This window comes from Mesorhizobium sp. 8 (genome assembly GCF_006351905.1).
GTDB classification, from domain to species: domain Bacteria; phylum Pseudomonadota; class Alphaproteobacteria; order Rhizobiales; family Rhizobiaceae; genus Mesorhizobium; species Mesorhizobium composti.
In genome coordinates, this window is the sequence record NZ_CP040914.1 from 3,659,644 (window position 1) to 3,676,483 (window position 16,840).

The following is a 16,840-nucleotide window of genomic DNA, read 5'->3' on the forward strand; positions in this document are numbered from 1 at the left end:
TTACACCAGTCCCTGTCCCGGTTTTCGGAGTCCCTTCCGAATGGGAAACATCGTAGCTCGAAGTGGTGAATCCCTCGTGAATACGACGTTAATTTTCGCCCGGAAATCAGGCACTTCGTGGCGGGATTGCGGCTAACTGGCGGTCTTTCCGTGGGTGTGGCGACAAGCGTTTCCGTTGTGGTTTTTGCGCCACAGGGACGTCATGCCAAAAACGTCCGCTCGAACGCCGTCCTGCCCTTCGGCGAAAAGGCGACGACGCGGCTGTCCTTCTCGCGCCGCGCCCATTTCTCGGCGAGGATCCTGTCGAGGATCGCGGCTCCCAGCGCGCCGGCCAGATGCGAGCGGCGCACGCTCCAGTCGAGGCAGTCGCGGCAGACCGGCCGGCGTGACGTGCCGAGGTTTGCCGTGTCGATGCCGCGCGCGGCGAAATAGGACGCTCCCAGCGGCCCCAGCGTCACCGTCTGCCCGTCGCGCACGATGACGCCGCGCTCGACGAAACCGTCCATCATCTTCACCGCATGCTCGCCGGCCAGATGGTCGTAGCAGACGCGCGCCTCGCGCATCGTCGCCTCGCGCGGACCGGGCCGCACCCGCTTCGGCCCGACGCTGGCAGCCACGCCCATGATCGCCTCCAGCATCGCCGCGACATGCGGCCCCGACAGCGCGTAGTAGCGGTGGCGGCCCTCGCTCGCCACGGAAAGCAGTCCGCCGTCCATCAGCTTGGCCAGATGCGAGCTGGCCGTCGGCAGCGTCACGCCGGCCTCCAGCGCCAGTTCGCTCGCCGTCAGCGCCGCGCCGGCCATCAGCGCCGTCAGCATGTTGGCGCGCGCCGGGTCGCCGACAAGACTGGCGATGAGAGCGATGTTCGGTCCGTCCTGCAATCTTTCAGGCATAGTTTGATCCCCATCGAAGCATGATTGAAACAGAACCACTATTCTGTTCGCAGATCAAGGAGACAACGATGCCCGTCAGTTCCACTTTCGCCTTCCCCGGTGCCACCGCCCGTCGCAACTCCGCCATCCATCGTCTGTTTTCCGAACTGGCATCGTGGCATCGCCGCCATCGACAGCGGCTCGACTTTGCCGGACTGGACGACTGGCTGCTCGCCGACATCGGCGTGACGCCGCACGAAGCCAGGCATGAAAGCGCCAAACCCTTCTGGCGCTGAGCGCCATCCTGGCAGCTTGCTGCGACGAACGCTTCGATCGCGGTCGAACTATCAATCGAGGAGAAAGAGAATGACCGTCACCTGCTTCATCCGCTACGAGATCGACCCCTTCGGCAGGCAAGCCTTCGAGGAATATGCCCGCAACTGGGGGCAGGCGATCCCGCGCTGCGGAGCCGATCTGATCGGCTATTTCGCGCCGCACGAGGGCTCGGCCACCACCGCCTACGGCGTCTACAACATCGAGAGCCTCGCCGCCTACGAGGCCTATCGGGCGCGGCTGGCGGCCGATCCGGCCGGCAAGGCGAACTACGAATTCGCGCGCCGCGAGAAATTCATCCTCAAGGAGGACCGCATTTTCCTGAAACTCGCCTCGGCGCCGCACGGCAAGGTGATCCAGCCATGATCGCGGTCATCTTCGAGGTCGAACCCGCCGATGGCGAGCGTGATACCTATCTCGGCATTGCCGCCGGGTTGAAACCGCTGCTCGAAACGATGGACGGCTTCATCTCGGTCGAGCGCTTCCAGAGCCTTGCCGACCCGGCGCGCGTGCTCTCACTGTCGTTCTGGCGCGACGAGGAGGCGGTCAAGGGCTGGCGCAACACCGGGGAGCACCGGCATGCGCAACAGGCAGGGCGCGGCGGTGTCTTCGCCGGCTACCGGCTGCGCATCGCCCATGTCGTGCGCGACTACGGCATGACGGAACGCGCCGAGGCGCCCGCCGACAGCCGCGCCCTGCATGGATAAAGCATGTCTCCCGAAAGTGGGCCCCGATTTCGGGACAAAGACATGCGTAAAATCAAGACTCTAAAGCGTGCGGAGCGGGTCTGAAAGACCGCGACGCGCTTTAGCCTCACGCATTGCCGATCAGGATGCCTGCCGCGAACACCAGCGCGCCGCCCAGCACCACCTGGAAGGCGGCGCGCCAGAACGGCGTTTCCATGTAGCGGTTCTGCACGAAGGCGATGGCCCACAGTTCGAAGAACACCACGACCGCCGCCACGCCCGTCGCCGTCCAGAAGTGCGGGATGAGATAGGGCAGGGCGTGGCCGAGGCCGCCCAGCGCCGTCATGACGCCGGTGGTCAGGCCGCGCTTGACCGGCGAGCCGCGTCCCGACAATTTGCCGTCGTCCGAGGCCACTTCGGTGAAGCCCATGGAAATGCCGGCGCCGATCGAGGCGGCGAGCCCGACGAGGAAGGTCTGCCAGGTGTCGTGCGTGGCGAAGGCGGCGGCGAAGATCGGCGCCAGCGTCGAGACAGAGCCGTCCATCAGCCCGGCCAGGCCCGGTTGCACATAGGTGAGGATGAACCGGCGGCGCTCGATGTCGCGCTCTTCCTCGCGCACGGCGTCCGGCGTGTGCTGGCGCTCCAGCTGCATGGCGCGCGTTTCGTGGCCCTGCTCGGCGGCGGCGAGGTTTCCGAGAAGCTTGCGGGTGGAGGCGTCCTCGCTGCGCTTGGCGGCCTCGACGTAGAACAGCCGCGCCTGCCGCTCCATCTCCTCGGCCTGGCCGCGCACCGCGTCGATGCCCAGCGGCCGGACAAGCCAGTCGGGCTTGCGCTGGTAGTAGCCGCGTACATGCTCGCGCCGGATCAGCGGGATGCGCTCGCCGAAGCGGGCGCGATGCAGCTCGATCAGCGCCTCGCGGTGGCCGTCTTCTTCCTTGGCCATCGCCTCGAAGATATCGGCCGAATGCGGGAAGTCGTCGCGCAGCCCGTCCGCATAGGCGCGGTAGATGCGGGCATCGTCTTCTTCCGACGAGATCGCCAGCGCCAGGATTTCCTGCTCGGAAAGGGTGGAGAACGAACGGCGGCCGAAGCCGAAGACGCGGGAAAGCATTCTCGATCACTCTAGTTTAGAATGATTCTAAATTAGAGTTTCAGTTGCCCTGCGTCAACGGTGCAGGCCGGAAAACTGGGTCGGCGCAGAAATGCCGCGGTGCCTCTTCCTATCGGCGAACGTTCGCCTATATATGAGAACCCGCAGAAACCGGATGTCCACGATGTCGAAAAAGCCAGAAGCCGCCTTCGATCCCAAGCCCGTGCTCGATCTCATCGCCTCGATCGAGGCCGATCTGCAGCGCCTCAAGGGCCTTGTCGCTGCCAAGGCCGAGAAATTCGATCCCGCCAACCCGCACAATAAGACCTCGGACGGCAAGCTGACGAACGAAGGGGTGGAATGCTGCTATCGCATGTTCGACGAGGGCAAGTCGCGCTACACCGTGGCGCAGCAGATGAAGATTTCCTTCGCCGCCGCCACGCACCGCTTCAACGCCTGGCGCAAGGCCGGCGGCAGCAAGCGCGAACGCACTTTGCTGGGATAGATCGAGCCTAGCAACTTGCCCCCATAGAGGGCAGGCCGGTCACATATGGAGTTTTCCTCGACCTCGACCGTCGCAGTACCCCCACCCCTAACCCCTCCCCGCAAGGGGGAGGGGGACTTGGCGGCACCGTTATAGCGCGCCAATCTCGCCGATTTCGGCTGAAATGGCGGCGTCGGCGTCTCCCTCCCCCTTGCGGGGAGGGGTTAGGGGTGGGGGTATCCCGCCGGCCAGAATAGAGAAAATTCCGTATGCGATAGCCCTGCCATGGAGGAGACGCAGCAATCGGACTGGCCAACAACAAAACCGGCGGAAGCGCCGCGAAGAGCTCCCGCCGGTCGGTTTCCGCGACGCCTTCTAGCGGCGGTCAATCCCTGGCCAGCACCGGGCAGCGGCCGTCCCGGCGATCGAAGGTCACCACGATGCGGTCGCCGAACCGGTCGCGGCCGCGCACCGAGATGGTGCGCCGGCCGACGTCGTCGATGCGGGCGCGCCGCACACCCATGCGGTCGGCCTTGTCGAGCGCGCGGTCGGGCGTGCATTCGCGGCGCCGGGACCAGCGTTCATCGCCACGGTCCCGGCGGTAGTCGCCGCGGTCCCGGCAGTCTTCCCGGTCCGGATCGCAGTCGCGGCGCAGCCGGAGCTGCGGGCCGTCGTTGCCGAGATGAAGTTCGAGGTCCTGCGCCGAGGCCGCGCCGATCGGAATGCTCGTCAGCGCCATAGCCAGAGCGAGTACGGATGACTTGAGAAGTGCGTGCATGGTCGTGGCCTCCATTTGCCCCGTTCGACCCATAAACGCCGGCCGGCCTGTCCGGTCACATCAGATTTGGTTGCCGGGTCGATATAATCAGTGAAGGCTGAAATACCGGGCATTTTCGTGGCGGAGCGCCGCCCGAGAATTTGTCGCGGTGTCAATTTTCCGGTGGCATGGCGCCCGGTTTTGCTGACACATGGGCGGCATGGCCTTCCATCCCGGCCGAACCGCCCAGGACCCGTCCTCCATGACCGCCATTTCCGCACCGCCTCGCATCGACGATATCCGTGCCGCCGCCGGCCGACTTTCAGGTCTCAGCGTGCGGACGCCGCTGCTTGAATCGCCGGTGCTCAACGAGCGCCTCGGCGGCCGCGTCCTGTTCAAGCCCGAGGTGCTCCAGCGCACCGGCTCCTTCAAGTTCCGCGGCGCCTACAACAAGATCGCCAGCCTTTCCGGCGACGAGCGCGGCCGTGGCGTCGTCGCCTTCTCCTCCGGCAACCATGCGCAGGGCGTCGCCGCCGCAGCCGCGATGTTCGGTGCCCGCGCCGTCATCGCCATGCCGGCGGACGCGCCGCGTACCAAGACCGACAACGTGCGCCGCATGGGCGCCGAGATCGTCCCCTTCGACCGCTTCAGCCAGGACCGCGCGGCGGTGGTGCGGCCGTGGCTGGACGAGGGCATGGCGCTGGTGCCGCCCTTCGACGATCCCTTCGTCATCGCCGGGCAGGGCACCATCGGCCTGGAACTGGTCGAGCAGGCAAGCGCGCTCGATGCGGCGCTGGACGCGGTCGTCATTCCGTGCGGCGGCGGCGGGCTGACCGGCGGCATCTCCGTCGCCGTCAAGGACGCCTCGCCGAGGACCGAAATCTGGGCCGTCGAGCCCGAGCATTTCGACGATACCCGCCGCTCGCTCGAACAGGGGAAGCTGGTGGCCAACCGTCCCGGCCACACCTCCATCTGCGATTCTCTGCTGACCGCCGAGCCTGGCGCCCTCACCTTCGCCATCAACAAGACGACGCTCGCCGGCGCCGTTGCCGTTTCCGAGGACGCGGTGCGCCACGCCATGCGCGAGGCGATGGCGCTTCTGAAGCTGGTGGTCGAGCCGGGCGGCGCGGTGGCGCTGGCCGCAATCCTCTCCGGCGCCGTCGACGTGCGCGGACGCACCGTCGCCGTGGTTCTTTCCGGCGGCAACGTCGATCCCGACGCCTACGCCGCCGTCCTGGCGGGCTGATCCGCGCTCAATCCAGCGTGCGCCTGAACCGCACCAGCGCGAAGCAGGCGAACAGCACCACGAACCCCAGCAGCCAGCCAATCTCGCCGGCCACCGCCGGCAGTTCGGCGCCCTTCAGCATGACGGCACGGACGATGCGCAGGAAGTGCGTCAACGGCAGGATCTCGCCCAGCGTCTGCGCCCAGCCCGGCATGCCGCGATAGGGAAACATGAAGCCGGACAAGAGGATCGACGGCAGGAAGAAGAACACGGTGAGCTGCATGGCCTGCATCTGCGTGCGCGACACGGTGGAAATCGTGTAGCCGAGCAGCACCAGCCCGAGCACGAAGATCAGGATGGCGGACAGAAGCAGCGGCAGGCCGCCGACGAACGGCACGAAGAACAGCAGCTTGGCCGCGATCAGGATCACCACCACCTGCACGGCGCCGACGCCGGCATAGGGCAGCACCTTGCCCAGCATGATCTCGGCGGGGCTGGCCGGCATGGCGAGCAGGTTCTCCATCGTGCCGCGCTCGGTCTCGCGCGTCAGCGCCATCGCCGTCATCATTACCATGGTCATCTGCAATATGACGCCGAGCAGGCCGGGCACGATGTTGTATTGCGAGACGCCTTCGGGGTTGTAGAGCCGGTGCACCACCACGTCGAGCTGGCCGGCGGCGTTCCCGGCCGCCGTCTCGCTCATCCCCCTGGCCCTGAGCAGCGCTTGGCCGGCGATGGTGCCGAGCGTCGAGATGGCGCCGCTGGCGACCGACGGGTCGGTGGCGTCCGCCTCGATGAGGATTTGCGGATGGTCGTCGCGTTCCACCCGGCGGCCGAAATCGGCCGGGATCGTCACCACGAAGGAGACGTCGCCGCGCGCCAAAAGGAGGTCCGCCTCGGCTTCCGTGCGCGCGATGTGGTCGAAGCGGTAGTAGCCGGTGTTCTCCAGCGCCGACACCATGGCGCGGCTGTACACGTCGTTGCTCATGGAAAGAAGTGCCGCCGGCAGGCGCTTCGGGTCGTTGTTGATGGCGAAGCCGAACAGGATCAAGAGCATCAGCGGCACGCCCAGCATCATCGCGAAAGTGACTCGGTCGCGCCGCATCTGGATGAATTCCTTGACGAGCAGCGCACCGAGCCGGGCAGGGGAGAAGACGGTGTTCATGAGCCCTTCACCGCTGAGTCCTGAACACGAATGTGCTGGGCGAGACCGCCCGAAAGACTGTTCCCTTGATCGCTGGAAACGCCCCCTCACCGTCTCGGCTTCGCCGATCCACCTCTCCCCCTTTCAGGGGGCGAGGAACCCAAGCTGGAGAAGCGCCGGCGCAGAAGCCGCGTCTCCTCTCCCCCGGGCAGGGGGAGAGGTGGATCGGCGAAGCCGAGACGGTGAGGGGGTGCTTTATCCGTTTCACGTCGCTACGCCATATTGTCCTTCGAGCCGGCCATGAACTGGATGAACACGTCCTCCAGGCTGGTTTCTCCCGGCGCCACCTTGACGTCGTAGGCCTTGCCCACCGCGTCCAGCGCCGCCTTCAGCGCCTTGGCGTCCGAGCCGACGACATGCAGCGTCGCGCCGAACGGCGCCACCTGCTCGACGCCGGGCTTGCCCTTCAGCGCCTCGGCGGCCTGGTCGAGCGCCGGTCCGCTGACGACGAAGGTGGTGAGCCCGGCGTTCTTGACCACCTCGTCCACCGTGCCTGTGGCCAGCAGTTTGCCGTAGGAGATGTAGGAGATGCGGTGGCAGCGTTCCGCCTCGTCCATGTAGTGGGTGGAGACCAGCACGGTCAGCCCGCCATGCGCGAGGCGATGGATCTCGTCCCAGAATTCGCGCCGCGCCTTGGGGTCGACGCCGGCGGTCGGCTCGTCGAGCAAAAGCAGCTTCGGCTTGTGCATGATGCAGGCGGCCAGCGCCAGCCGCTGCTTCCAGCCGCCCGACAGCGTGCCGGCGAGCTGGTCGCGGCGCGAGGTGAGCCCGAGATCCTCCAGCGTGTCGGCCACATGCTTTTCCGCCGGCTTCAACTGGTAGAGCCGGGCGACGAAGGCGAGGTTCTCGGCGATCGTCAGGTCCTCGTAGAAGGAGAAGCGCTGCGTCATGTAGCCGACCTCGCGCTTGATCGACAGGCCTTCCCTGCGGATGTCGAAGCCCAGCACCGTGCCTTCGCCCTCGTCGGGTGTGAGCAGCCCGCACATCATGCGGATCGTCGTCGTCTTGCCCGAGCCGTTCGGCCCGAGGAAACCGACGATCTCGCCTTCTTCCACCGTCATCGACACGTGGTCGACGACGGTGCGGTCGCCGAAGCGTTTTGTCAGGTTGGTGACGGCGATGGCGGTCATGGTTGCTGTGAGGGGAGTAGGGGAATGCGGGAATATGTTTCCCTATTCCCCTACTGCCTTACTCCCCTATTCCCTTGCGATATCCACATCCACGATCTGCCCCGGCTGCAACGGCCCGGCGCCCCCTTCGGGCCGCGCCTCGACGAGGTAGACCAGCTTCTGGCGGTTCTCGAGCGAGTAGATGACCGGCGGGGTGAATTCGGGGTCCGGCGAGACATAGCTGACGCGCGCCTTGAGCCCCGAGCCGCAGCCGTCGCAGCGCACGGCAAGCTCGGAGCCGACCTTGATCGAGGAAAAGGCGGCTTCCGGCACGTAGACGGTGAGCTTGACCGCGCCGTCGGGCAGCATGGAAACGACCGGCGCGGTCGGCCCCGCCGTGTCGCCGGGGTCGCGGATGACGTCGTTGATGCGGCCCGCCGCCGGCGCCGTGAGCGTCCGCTTCGATAGCCGCCATTCGGCCTGATCGAGCGCCGCCTTCGCCTGCTTCACCGCATTGTCGGCGGCCTTGATCGCCTCCGGCCGCGCCGGCAGTTTCGCCACCGCGAGATTGGCTTCGCTCTGGCCGATCGCCGCCTGCGCGACTTCCACGGCCGTCGTCGCCTCGTCGAGCTGCGCCTGCGTGGCGATGCCGCGCTTGGCGAGGTCGCGGGTGCGGTCGAGCACGCGCCCGGCCTCGTCGGCCTGTGCCTTGGCCGAACGCACCGCCGCCTCCAGCACGGCGATCTCTTCCGGCCGCTTGCCGACCTTGAGGTCGGCGAGCTGCGCCTCGGCGGCGCCCAGCGCGGCTTGCGCCTGCGCGACCGCTATGCCGGCGTCGGCATCCTCCAAAGTCGCCAGTGCGGCACCCGCCGCGACCCGGTCGCCGCGCCTGACCGAGACCGACTGCACCTGCGCCACCTCGATGGGGGCGAGAAGCACGTAGTCGCCCTCGACATAGCCGACGGCCAGGGGGGCGGCCGGCGCGCAGGCGCTGAAAAGTTGCGCGGCCAGCGGCAGCGAGCACAGGAAACTCATGGCTTTTCGCTCCGTGCCGCCAGTATGGCGGAAAGATTGGCGACGGCGACCTCCGCCACCTTGGCGGCTTCCGCCTCGCCGATGCCATCCCAGCCCATGCGCCGCATCACCGGCTCGCGGCCGATGCGGAAATAGAGCACCTGGCCGATCATGGTGAAGACGGAAAGCCGCGTGCGCTCGCTCTCGGCCAGCTCGCCGGTCGCCTGCTCCCACAGCGCGCACAGCCGGCGGTGGGTGGGCGCGAACACGCCGTCATAGATGCGGTCCAGCGTTGGCGTTGGCTGCGACAGCTCGCGCAGGATGAACTGCACGATCTCGCCGGCTTCCGGCCGCGCCACCATGAAGGCCACCATCTGCCGCGTCGCCTCGATCAGCCGGGCGCGCGCTTCCTGTGGCTCCAGCCGCTCGGGCGGGGCGTCCGTGCCGCCTGTCGCCTGCCGGGCGATTGTCTGGATCATGCCGACGATATGGTCGGCGACGGCGGCGCGCAGCCCTTCCTTGCCGCCGAAATGATAGGCGATGGAACCGATATTGGCCTTCGCCGCCGCCGCGATCTCGCGCGTCGAGGTGCCGTCGTAACCTTGCTGCCCGAACAGTTTCAGCGCCGCGCGGATCAGCGCCATGCGCGTCATCTCCGACGGGGAGGCGGGCGCGGGCGGGTGATCGCCGGGGGTGGAGGTCGATATCATTGGTGTAATTTAATCAATCGAATGATTAATGTAAAGGGGTGACCATGTCGCCCCGGAATGCATAGCCGCCACCGGTTGATTTGCCGCCTCCGGCGCGCTTAAGTCGGGCCATGGCCAAGGAGATCGAACGCAAATTCCTGGTGGAAAGCAGCGACTGGCGCCCGGCGGTGGAGGCCAGCGTCTCGATCGTGCAGTTCTATCTGGCGATCTCGTCCGAACGCTCCATCCGCCTGCGCATCAGCGACGGCCGCAAGGCCAAGCTCACCCTGAAGTTCGGCTCCGACCTCGCCGCGCGCGATGAATACGAATATCCGGTGCCGCTCGCCGAAGCGCGCGACATGATGCAGTTCGCCATCGGCACGGTCATCCGCAAGGTCCGCCACCACGTCCGCCATCGCGGCTATCTCTACGAGGTCGACGTCTTCAACGACACGCTGGACGGACTGGTGGTTACCGAACTGGAAACGCCCGACCGCGTGGCGTCCGACATGCTGCCGGCCTGGCTCGGCCGCGAGGTCACCGGCGAGGTGCGCTATTCCAACGCCTCGCTGGCCCTGAACGGCTATCCGGAACGCCCGTCGTGATGCGGCGTCCAAGCAATGCCGTATCGTTCGTGATGGAAGAGGGCGAGGTGATCGTTCGCCAGGGTCGACCCCCACTCCGGTTTGCTTCGCAAACCACCTCTCCCCCGTTCGACGGGGGAGAGGAAACGCCTTTTGCAATCCTGGTGCCCTTCCTCTCCCCCTCGGAGGGGGAGAGGTGGTCGGCGAAGCCGATCGGAGTGGGGGAATGCGTCATATCCACTCATTCCACGGCCGGAGCCGATCCATGACCGCGCCGGCCGAAACCGTCCTCGACCGCATCGGCCGCTGGCTCGCCGGCCGCCTGCAGGAGGAATCCTCCGGCTACGAGCCCTACACGCCCTCCGACCCCGAGACCCTGCGCCGTGTCTTGCAGCCGGGCGACATCCTGCTGGTCGAGGGCAACCAGAAAATCTCGGCGGCGATCAAGTACCTCACCCAGTCGACATGGTCGCACGCCGCCCTCTATGTCGGCGACGCCATGCCCGAGCCCGAGGACGGCTCGGAGCGGCCGCGTCTTATCGAGGTGACTATGGGCGAGGGGTGCGTGGCCGTTCCCCTGTCGCGCTACCAGACCTACAACACCCGCATCTGCCGGGCGAGCGGGCTGTCGCCGGAGGATCGGGCAGAAGTGGTCTCCTTCATGGTCGGCAAGCTCGGCCTGCGCTACGACCTGAAGAACATCTTCGACATGCTGCGCTATTTCATGCCGACGCCGCCGGTGCCGGTGCGCTGGCGCCGCCGCATGCTCGCCTTCGGCTCCGGCGATCCGACCCGCGCCATCTGCTCGACGCTGATCGCCGAAGCCTATGGCCGCATCCGCTATCCCATCCTGCCGGAGATCACGCTGGCGCCGGGGCGCGCCTCGGCGCAGTCGCGCTATTCCAGGCAGGAGATCCTGCACATTCGCCACTATTCGCTCTACACGCCGCGCGACTTCGACCTGTCGCCCTATTTCCGCATCGTCAAGCCGACGCTGGAATACGGCTTCGACTACCGCGCCGTGCGCTGGAGCGACGATGCGGCACGCAATGCGGTCGAGCCGGCGCAGGCCGAACCGCAACCGCCAGCGCCTTAGGAAACAGTCTGCGCGGCTGGCTCGGCCAGTTGCGCGCGGGCTTCGGTGACCGAGGCGGCAAAACTCGCCAGCGGCCGCCTGACGCCGTGGGTGATCAGCATGCGCCGGGTCTGCGGCGACGCCCCGGCGATGATGAAGCGCACGCCGGCGCGCTTCGCCTTCTTCGCCGCGCCCTCGATGACGTTGGCGGCGGTCGAATCGAGGAACGGCACGGCCGAGCAGTCGAGGATAAAATTCTTGCGCTGGTCGGCGATGCGGTCGAGCACGACGGCCACCGTCGCCGCGGCGCCGAAGAAGAAGGCGCCCGAAATGCGGTAGACGACCGTGTCGGGATCGGCGCCGGTCGCCGGGTCGTAGGCGGTGCGGGCGCCGTTGGCGTCGTCGGCGCGGTCGTCCACCAGTTGCGGCGCGTGCGCCTCCACCGCGACCGAGCGCGCCATGCGGCCGATGAACAAGAGCGCGCCGAGCGCGAAGCCGAAGACGATGCCGGTGGTGAGGTCGCGGAAGATGACCAGCGCGAAGGTGACGGCAAGCACCAGCGCATCGCCCCGCGACGAGCGTACGAGGGCGGCGACGGCGGGCTTTTCCACCATGTTCCAGGCAACCGTCGCCAGCACGCCGGCAAGTGCGGCGAGCGGGATGTAGCTGGCCAGCGGCGCGGCCACCAGCATGAACAGGAGGATGAACAGCGAGTGGAAGATGCCGGACGCCGGCCCGTGCGCGCCGGCGCGGATGTTGGTGGCCGTGCGCGCGATCAGGCCGGTCACGCAGATGCCACCGAACAGGGCCGAGCCGATGTTGGCGACGCCCTGCGCCACCAGTTCGCAGTTCGAGCGGTGCCTCCGCCCGGTCATGCCGTCCGCCACCACCGCCGACAGCAGCGATTCGATCGCCGCCAGAAGCGCGAAGGAGAAGGCGTCCGGCAGCACCGCCAGCATCTTGTCGAGGCTCAGCATCGGCAGCGCCGGCTCAGGCAGCGTGCGCGGGATGCCGCCGAACTGGCTGCCGATGGTGGCGACCGGAAGCTGGAACAGGACAGCCGCCACCGAAGCGGCGGCGACGGCGATCAGCAGCCCCGGCCAGTGCGGGCGCCAGCGCTTCAGCCCGACGATGACGGCGATCGTCAGCACGGACAGGGCAACGGCCGCCGGATTGACGGTGCCGGCCGCCCGGCCGAGCGCGATCAGCCGTGGCACGAGGTCGCCCGGCTCCTTGCCGGCCAGCGTCAGCCCGAACAGGTCGTGCAGCTGGCTGGACAGGATGATGACGGCGATGCCGGCGGTGAAGCCGACCGTGACGGGATAGGGGATGAACTTCACATAGGCGCCGAGCCGCAGGTAGCCGGCGGCGATGAGGAAGCAGCCCGCCATCAGCGTCGCCAGGATCAGCCCGTCGACGCCGTGCCGGTCCACCGTCGAGGCGACCAGCACGATGAAGGCGCCGGCCGGACCGCCGATCTGGAAGCGGCTGCCGCCGAGCGCGCCGACGAGGAAGCCGCCGACGACGGCGGTGAACAGGCCCCGCGACGGCTCGACATGCGAGGCGATGGCGATCGCCATCGACAGCGGCAGCGCCACGATCGCCACCGTCAGCCCGGCGATCACGTCGGCCTGCAACTGCTTCAGGCCGTAGCCTTCGCGCAGCACCGTCACCAGCTTGGGCGTGAAAAGCTCCGCGAAGCTGGGACCCTTCGGCTTGTGCGCTGTGTCGATCCGGTTCATGCCCGCCATCCGCTCCAAAGCGGCGGGATCGTCGGCTGGCCATGGAGGCTGAAGGTCGGCGGTCGCCGTCGCGACTTAATCTGGTTGCCGCAATTCCGGACGGAAAACCGGGGCCGCTTTTCCGGGAATCGCTGCTTCTGCCGACTTGCGAACGGGAATCCTGCCTAGGTGCCGGCCTTGAGGCGTACGCCCCGTCCGCCGCGATCGCTGGCCTGGTTCTCGCCGATCAGCTCCACCCCGGCCTCGTCGAGCGCCTGGATGACCTTCATCAGCGTGTCGACCACGCCACGCACGACGCCGTCGCTCGCCTCCATGCGCTGGATGGTCGGCAAGGAGACGCCGGCGCGCTCGGCGAGCGTCTTCTGGTCGATGCCGGCCAGCGCCCTGGCGGCGCGCATCTGCGCTGCCGTGATCACCGGTCAGAACTCCCGTCTGAGTCTGCGAGATGCATGTATAATACTATCATAATGATGTGTCAAACATGAATATAGATAAACGATACCGGATCATTCGCCCTCGTCCACCGTCCTGCGCCGCTGCAGCAGCCGCGCCGCCAACCAGCACAGCATGGCCCATGCGAAGCCGGCGCACCAGCCCGCCAGCACGTCGGAAGGCCAGTGCACGCCGAGGTAGACACGGCTGATGCCGACCATCAGCGTCACCAGCACCGCCAGCGACAGGAGGTAGATTTTGGTCGCCCGGCCGCGCACGAAACGCGCCGCCAGCGTTCCCAGGGTGAGATAGGTGACGGCCGACAGCATGGCGTGGCCGCTGGGGAAGGACAGCGAGGTCTCGGTGACGAGATGCGATACCAGTTCCGGCCGCGGCCGGTCGACCTCGAGCTTGGCGAGGCTGGCCAGCACCTGGCCGCCGGCCACCGCCGCGAAAACGAACAGCGCCGTGGCGCGCCGGCCGGCCAGGAGCAGGTAGACTACCGCCGCAGCCGTGACCAGAACCAGCACGCTGGTGCTGCCGAGCGCAGTGATGTCGCGCACGGCCCCCTCCAGCCGCGCCGACCCGATGGGATTGTCGGGATGCCCGGCTTCGCGGAAGGCGAGCAGGATCTGCGTGTCGAAGGCGTGCGGAGCGGTATCGCGCGCCACTTCCACCAGTTCGACGAAGCCCCATAGCGCCAGCGCGATCGTCAGCCCGGCGAGCAGGATGTCGAATTCGATCCAGCGGCCCGAGGCGCTGGCCTTCTCAGCTTCCGTCTCGTGCGTGCCCTGCGTCATCGGCCTTGCAGATAGGGCCCGAGCGTGATCAGCGCCACCGAGACGACGGCCAGCGCGACGCCCGCTCCCTGCAATGTGTTGAGCTTCTCACTGTAGAAGGCGAGCGCGATGACGTTGACGGCGACGAGCTGGATCACCGCCGAAAGGCTGAGCGAGATCGACATGCCGAACTCGCGGATCAGCCTGAGCATCACCAGGTTGCCGAGCGTATAGAGCGCCAGCGTCCAGATGAGCTTGCCGAGGCTCGGCGCCAGCCCCCATTGCTTGGCCGCCGTCGCCGCGAGCAGGAAGATCGCGGTCGAGACGCCGATTTGCACCAACCCCCAGAAGCTCATTCAGGTTCCCCCAACCCCTTTGTTTTCCGCCGCGATCGCAGCCGCGAGCGCCCGGCCCTCGACCGTCGCGCTGTGGAAATGGCCCATGATGGTCGGCTTCATGCCGGTGAACCAGAGCCCTTTCTGACCCGTCGGCTGACCGCCGCTCGCCAGCGGTCGGCCGGTCGCCTCGTCGAGCACGCCAAGCCCGCCGAGCAGCGTTTCCAGCCCGGTGCGGTAGCCGGTGGCGGCGATCACCACGTCGGCGTCGAGCGCGCCGCCGTCGGCCAGTATCGCCCGGTCGCCGTCGAAGCGGGCCAGCGGCGCCACGATGCCGATCTTGCCGGCCCGCATGGCGGCGACGGCGCCGTCGTCGACGGGAATGGCGATCTGTTCGTCGCGCAGCCGCGTCGCGCCGCCGTGCGGCGCCTTCGGCACGCCGAAGCGGCGAAGGTCACCCAGCACCGCGCGCTGCGTGGCGGCGATGGCCAGGTCGGTGACCGCGGTCGGCAGGATATCCATGAAACCGGCGAAGCGATGCACGGCGACGTGACCGATGCGCTTGGGCAGGAGCGACGGTCCCTGCCGCACCGACAACCATATCTTCTCAGCCGTACCGTCGCTGAGGTGATTGAGCACGTCGAAGCCGGAATTGCCGGCGCCGACGACCAGCACGCGCCTGCCGGCATAGTCCTCGCGGCGGCCGAAATCGGCGGCGTGAACGATGCGGCCGGGAAAGCCGGCCGCGCCCGGCCAGTCGGGCGTCCACGGCACCTTGTCGTGGCCGGTGGCGAAGACGACATGCCCGGCATGGCGCTGCCTGCGGTCGGTCGAACGAAGGGTCCAGCCCGTGCCGTCGCGCTCGATCCCGGCGACCTCGAAGCCGAATTCGACCGTCAGCCCGCGTTCGCCCACATAGCGCTCCAGATAGGCGATCACCTGCTCGCGCGACGGGAAGGCCGGGGTTCCCGGTGGATAGGGAAGGCCCGGCAGGCTGGAAAAGGCGCGATGGGTGTTGAGGGACAGCCGCTGGTGGCGATGCCGCCACGGGCCGGCCACATGCGCTTCCTTTTCGAGGACGACGACCGGCAGGCCGCGCCGCGACAGCGCATCGGCCGCCGCCAGCCCCGATGCGCCGGCGCCGATCACGATCACCGGTTCGGCTGCTGTCATCGGCGCGAAATCTCCTGCGTCTCGTTTGCCGGTTTATCTTGGCTCTTCATCAGGGCGAGCGAATATGCCAAGACTTGCCGCAGAGCAATGTGCATGGCGCTGATTCCGGTATCTTGAGACTTTCTGCCGCTTGCATGCAGTCGAAGAGTGGATGATGGCTTCGCTTCGCACACGCGTGGACGATTGGCTGGACAGCCGCGCCCCGCCGGTGCCGACGATCGGGTTGAGCGAGCGCCGGCGGCTGGACCTTCTGGCCCGGCATGGCGATTTCTCGCTCGCCTATTCGACCGCCACGCAGGCCGGCCTGTCCTATTTCGGCGACGAGGACGGCTACATCGCCTTCCAGACGAAGATGGGCCGGCATTTCGTCCTTGCCGATCCCGTTGCCGATCCGACCCAGCGCGCCGGCCTGCTCGCCCGCTTCGTCGAGGCCGCCGGCACCCCGTGGTTCGTGCAGGTCGGCGCGCGCACGGCCGAGACGTTGGCCGGCCTCGGCTATCTCGTGAACCGCATGGGCTTCGACACGGCGCTGCCGCTGCCGGCGTCCGATTTTTCCGGCAAGCGCAACGAGACCGTGCGCTATTCCGAGCGCTGGCTGGGCAAGAAGGGTTTTACACTGGCCGAGGACGACGGAACGCTGGTTTCGCCCGCCGACGTCGAGGCGCTGTCGGCCGAATGGCGCTCGGGCCGCATCGTCAGCCGCCGCGAGATGGCCTTCCTCAACCGGCCGTTCCTCGTCACGCCGGGGCCGCTGATGCGCCGCTTCGTGCTGCTCGACGGCGACCGCAGGCTGGTGGCGCTGCTCGACTACGACCCGATGTTCCGCGACGGCGAGGTCGTCGGCTACACCACCGCCTTCAAGCGCAAGGTCGCCGATGCCACGCCGCATGCCGAGGTCGGCCTGACCAAGTTTTCCGTCGACCGTTTTCGCGCCGAGGGTGTGCCGGCCGTCACGCTCGGCCTGTCGCCTCTGGCAGACATCGGCCCCAGCGGCTTTGCCGAAAGCGCGTTGTGGCGTTCCGCCTTCGAGCGCGCCTTCCGCTCCGGCTTCGTCAACCGCACCCGCTTCAACCTGCAGGGGCAGGCGGCCTTCAAGCGCCGCTTCCATGGTGAGGAAGAGCCCGTCTACATCGCCTTCCCGAAGGGCAGCGCCTTCGGCATGCTGGCGTTGCTCAGGCTGGTCAAGGCGATCTGAACTTCAGTTGAAATCCCGTCAGGTCGGAGCGCAGCCGAACGCCGTTTGCAGCCCGACCTCAC

General features: G+C 67.5%; 20 protein-coding genes. 8 read left to right on the top strand and 12 right to left on the bottom strand.

From position 1 onward, the window contains the following. Window positions 1-200: 200 nt before the first annotated feature. On the bottom strand, window positions 201-881 hold the full coding sequence (locus tag FGU64_RS17725; protein WP_139955433.1) for a winged helix-turn-helix domain-containing protein: 681 nt from the start codon (window positions 879-881) through the stop codon (window positions 201-203). An 80-nt stretch (window positions 882-961) separates the two neighbouring features. On the opposite strand from FGU64_RS17725, the gene FGU64_RS17730 reads away from it, so the two are divergent. From FGU64_RS17730 to FGU64_RS17740, 3 genes are all read left to right on the top strand, one after another. Then, window positions 962-1,168: a DUF1127 domain-containing protein gene (locus FGU64_RS17730; protein WP_139954371.1), complete on the top strand. Its 207-nt coding sequence runs from the start codon at window positions 962-964 to the stop codon at window positions 1,166-1,168. Window positions 1,169-1,238: 70 nt separating this feature from the next. Beyond that, the gene (locus tag FGU64_RS17735; RefSeq protein WP_139954372.1) at window positions 1,239-1,571 is read left to right on the top strand and encodes an NIPSNAP family protein; all 333 of its coding nucleotides are present in this window, start codon (window positions 1,239-1,241) and stop codon (window positions 1,569-1,571) included. Beyond that, on the top strand, window positions 1,568-1,912 hold the full coding sequence (locus FGU64_RS17740; protein WP_139954373.1) for an antibiotic biosynthesis monooxygenase: 345 nt from the start codon (window positions 1,568-1,570) through the stop codon (window positions 1,910-1,912). The genes FGU64_RS17735 and FGU64_RS17740 overlap by 4 nt, the downstream gene beginning before the upstream one ends. Before the next feature lie 106 nt (window positions 1,913-2,018). Here FGU64_RS17740 and mbfA read toward each other — a convergent pair whose 3' ends face one another. Then, window positions 2,019-3,002 carry an iron exporter MbfA gene (gene mbfA, locus FGU64_RS17745; protein ID WP_139954374.1) on the bottom strand — a complete coding sequence of 328 codons (984 nt, stop codon included), beginning with the start codon at window positions 3,000-3,002 and terminating at the stop codon, window positions 2,019-2,021. A gap of 163 nt (window positions 3,003-3,165) precedes the next feature. Here mbfA and FGU64_RS17750 point away from each other — a divergent pair, with 163 nt between their 5' ends. Continuing rightward, the gene (locus FGU64_RS17750; RefSeq protein WP_139954375.1) at window positions 3,166-3,486 is read left to right on the top strand and encodes a hypothetical protein; all 321 of its coding nucleotides are present in this window, start codon (window positions 3,166-3,168) and stop codon (window positions 3,484-3,486) included. A 364-nt stretch (window positions 3,487-3,850) separates the two neighbouring features. Here FGU64_RS17750 and FGU64_RS17755 read toward each other — a convergent pair whose 3' ends face one another. After that, entirely contained in the window at window positions 3,851-4,243 is a 393-nt protein-coding gene (locus tag FGU64_RS17755; protein WP_136354868.1) for a hypothetical protein, read from the bottom strand. Window positions 4,244-4,484: 241 nt separating this feature from the next. On the opposite strand from FGU64_RS17755, the gene FGU64_RS17760 reads away from it, so the two are divergent. After that, window positions 4,485-5,468: a threonine/serine dehydratase gene (locus tag FGU64_RS17760; RefSeq protein WP_139954376.1), complete on the top strand. Its 984-nt coding sequence runs from the start codon at window positions 4,485-4,487 to the stop codon at window positions 5,466-5,468. A 7-nt stretch (window positions 5,469-5,475) separates the two neighbouring features. On the opposite strand, the gene FGU64_RS17765 is transcribed toward FGU64_RS17760, so the two are convergent. The 4 genes from FGU64_RS17765 to FGU64_RS17780 all read right to left on the bottom strand — a co-directional run bounded on the left by FGU64_RS17765 (window position 5,476) and on the right by FGU64_RS17780 (window position 9,418). Further along, complete coding sequence (locus FGU64_RS17765) at window positions 5,476-6,612, bottom strand: ABC transporter permease (RefSeq protein WP_139954377.1); 1,137 nt, start codon at window positions 6,610-6,612, stop codon at window positions 5,476-5,478. Window positions 6,613-6,863: 251 nt separating this feature from the next. Further along, window positions 6,864-7,781 carry an ABC transporter ATP-binding protein gene (locus FGU64_RS17770; protein ID WP_139954378.1) on the bottom strand — a complete coding sequence of 306 codons (918 nt, stop codon included), beginning with the start codon at window positions 7,779-7,781 and terminating at the stop codon, window positions 6,864-6,866. Between the two features lie 66 nt (window positions 7,782-7,847). Beyond that, complete coding sequence (locus FGU64_RS17775) at window positions 7,848-8,795, bottom strand: HlyD family efflux transporter periplasmic adaptor subunit (protein WP_139954379.1); 948 nt, start codon at window positions 8,793-8,795, stop codon at window positions 7,848-7,850. After that, window positions 8,792-9,418 carry a CerR family C-terminal domain-containing protein gene (locus FGU64_RS17780; RefSeq protein WP_246671144.1) on the bottom strand — a complete coding sequence of 209 codons (627 nt, stop codon included), beginning with the start codon at window positions 9,416-9,418 and terminating at the stop codon, window positions 8,792-8,794. The genes FGU64_RS17775 and FGU64_RS17780 overlap by 4 nt, the downstream gene beginning before the upstream one ends. A gap of 176 nt (window positions 9,419-9,594) precedes the next feature. Here FGU64_RS17780 and FGU64_RS17785 point away from each other — a divergent pair, with 176 nt between their 5' ends. Beyond that, entirely contained in the window at window positions 9,595-10,068 is a 474-nt protein-coding gene (locus FGU64_RS17785; RefSeq protein ID WP_139954381.1) for a CYTH domain-containing protein, read from the top strand. Window positions 10,069-10,312: 244 nt separating this feature from the next. Continuing rightward, entirely contained in the window at window positions 10,313-11,143 is an 831-nt protein-coding gene (locus FGU64_RS17790) for a YiiX/YebB-like N1pC/P60 family cysteine hydrolase (protein ID WP_136354882.1), read from the top strand. Here the strand turns inward: FGU64_RS17790 and FGU64_RS17795 are convergent. The 5 genes from FGU64_RS17795 to FGU64_RS17815 all read right to left on the bottom strand — a co-directional run bounded on the left by FGU64_RS17795 (window position 11,140) and on the right by FGU64_RS17815 (window position 15,583). After that, window positions 11,140-12,864: a SulP family inorganic anion transporter gene (locus FGU64_RS17795; RefSeq protein ID WP_139954382.1), complete on the bottom strand. Its 1,725-nt coding sequence runs from the start codon at window positions 12,862-12,864 to the stop codon at window positions 11,140-11,142. The genes FGU64_RS17790 and FGU64_RS17795 overlap by 4 nt on opposite strands. A 164-nt stretch (window positions 12,865-13,028) precedes the next feature. Further along, a complete protein-coding gene (locus FGU64_RS17800; protein ID WP_139954383.1) occupies window positions 13,029-13,280 on the bottom strand; it encodes a helix-turn-helix transcriptional regulator in 252 nt (83 codons plus the stop codon). Between the two features lie 90 nt (window positions 13,281-13,370). Beyond that, window positions 13,371-14,096: a phosphatase PAP2 family protein gene (locus tag FGU64_RS17805; RefSeq protein WP_139954384.1), complete on the bottom strand. Its 726-nt coding sequence runs from the start codon at window positions 14,094-14,096 to the stop codon at window positions 13,371-13,373. Beyond that, a complete protein-coding gene (locus FGU64_RS17810) occupies window positions 14,093-14,431 on the bottom strand; it encodes a hypothetical protein (RefSeq protein WP_139954385.1) in 339 nt (112 codons plus the stop codon). The genes FGU64_RS17805 and FGU64_RS17810 overlap by 4 nt, the downstream gene beginning before the upstream one ends. Continuing rightward, a complete protein-coding gene (locus FGU64_RS17815; RefSeq protein ID WP_139954386.1) occupies window positions 14,432-15,583 on the bottom strand; it encodes an NAD(P)/FAD-dependent oxidoreductase in 1,152 nt (383 codons plus the stop codon). A gap of 154 nt (window positions 15,584-15,737) precedes the next feature. Here FGU64_RS17815 and FGU64_RS17820 point away from each other — a divergent pair, with 154 nt between their 5' ends. Beyond that, complete coding sequence (locus FGU64_RS17820) at window positions 15,738-16,778, top strand: phosphatidylglycerol lysyltransferase domain-containing protein (protein ID WP_139955434.1); 1,041 nt, start codon at window positions 15,738-15,740, stop codon at window positions 16,776-16,778. Window positions 16,779-16,840 lie beyond the last annotated feature (62 nt).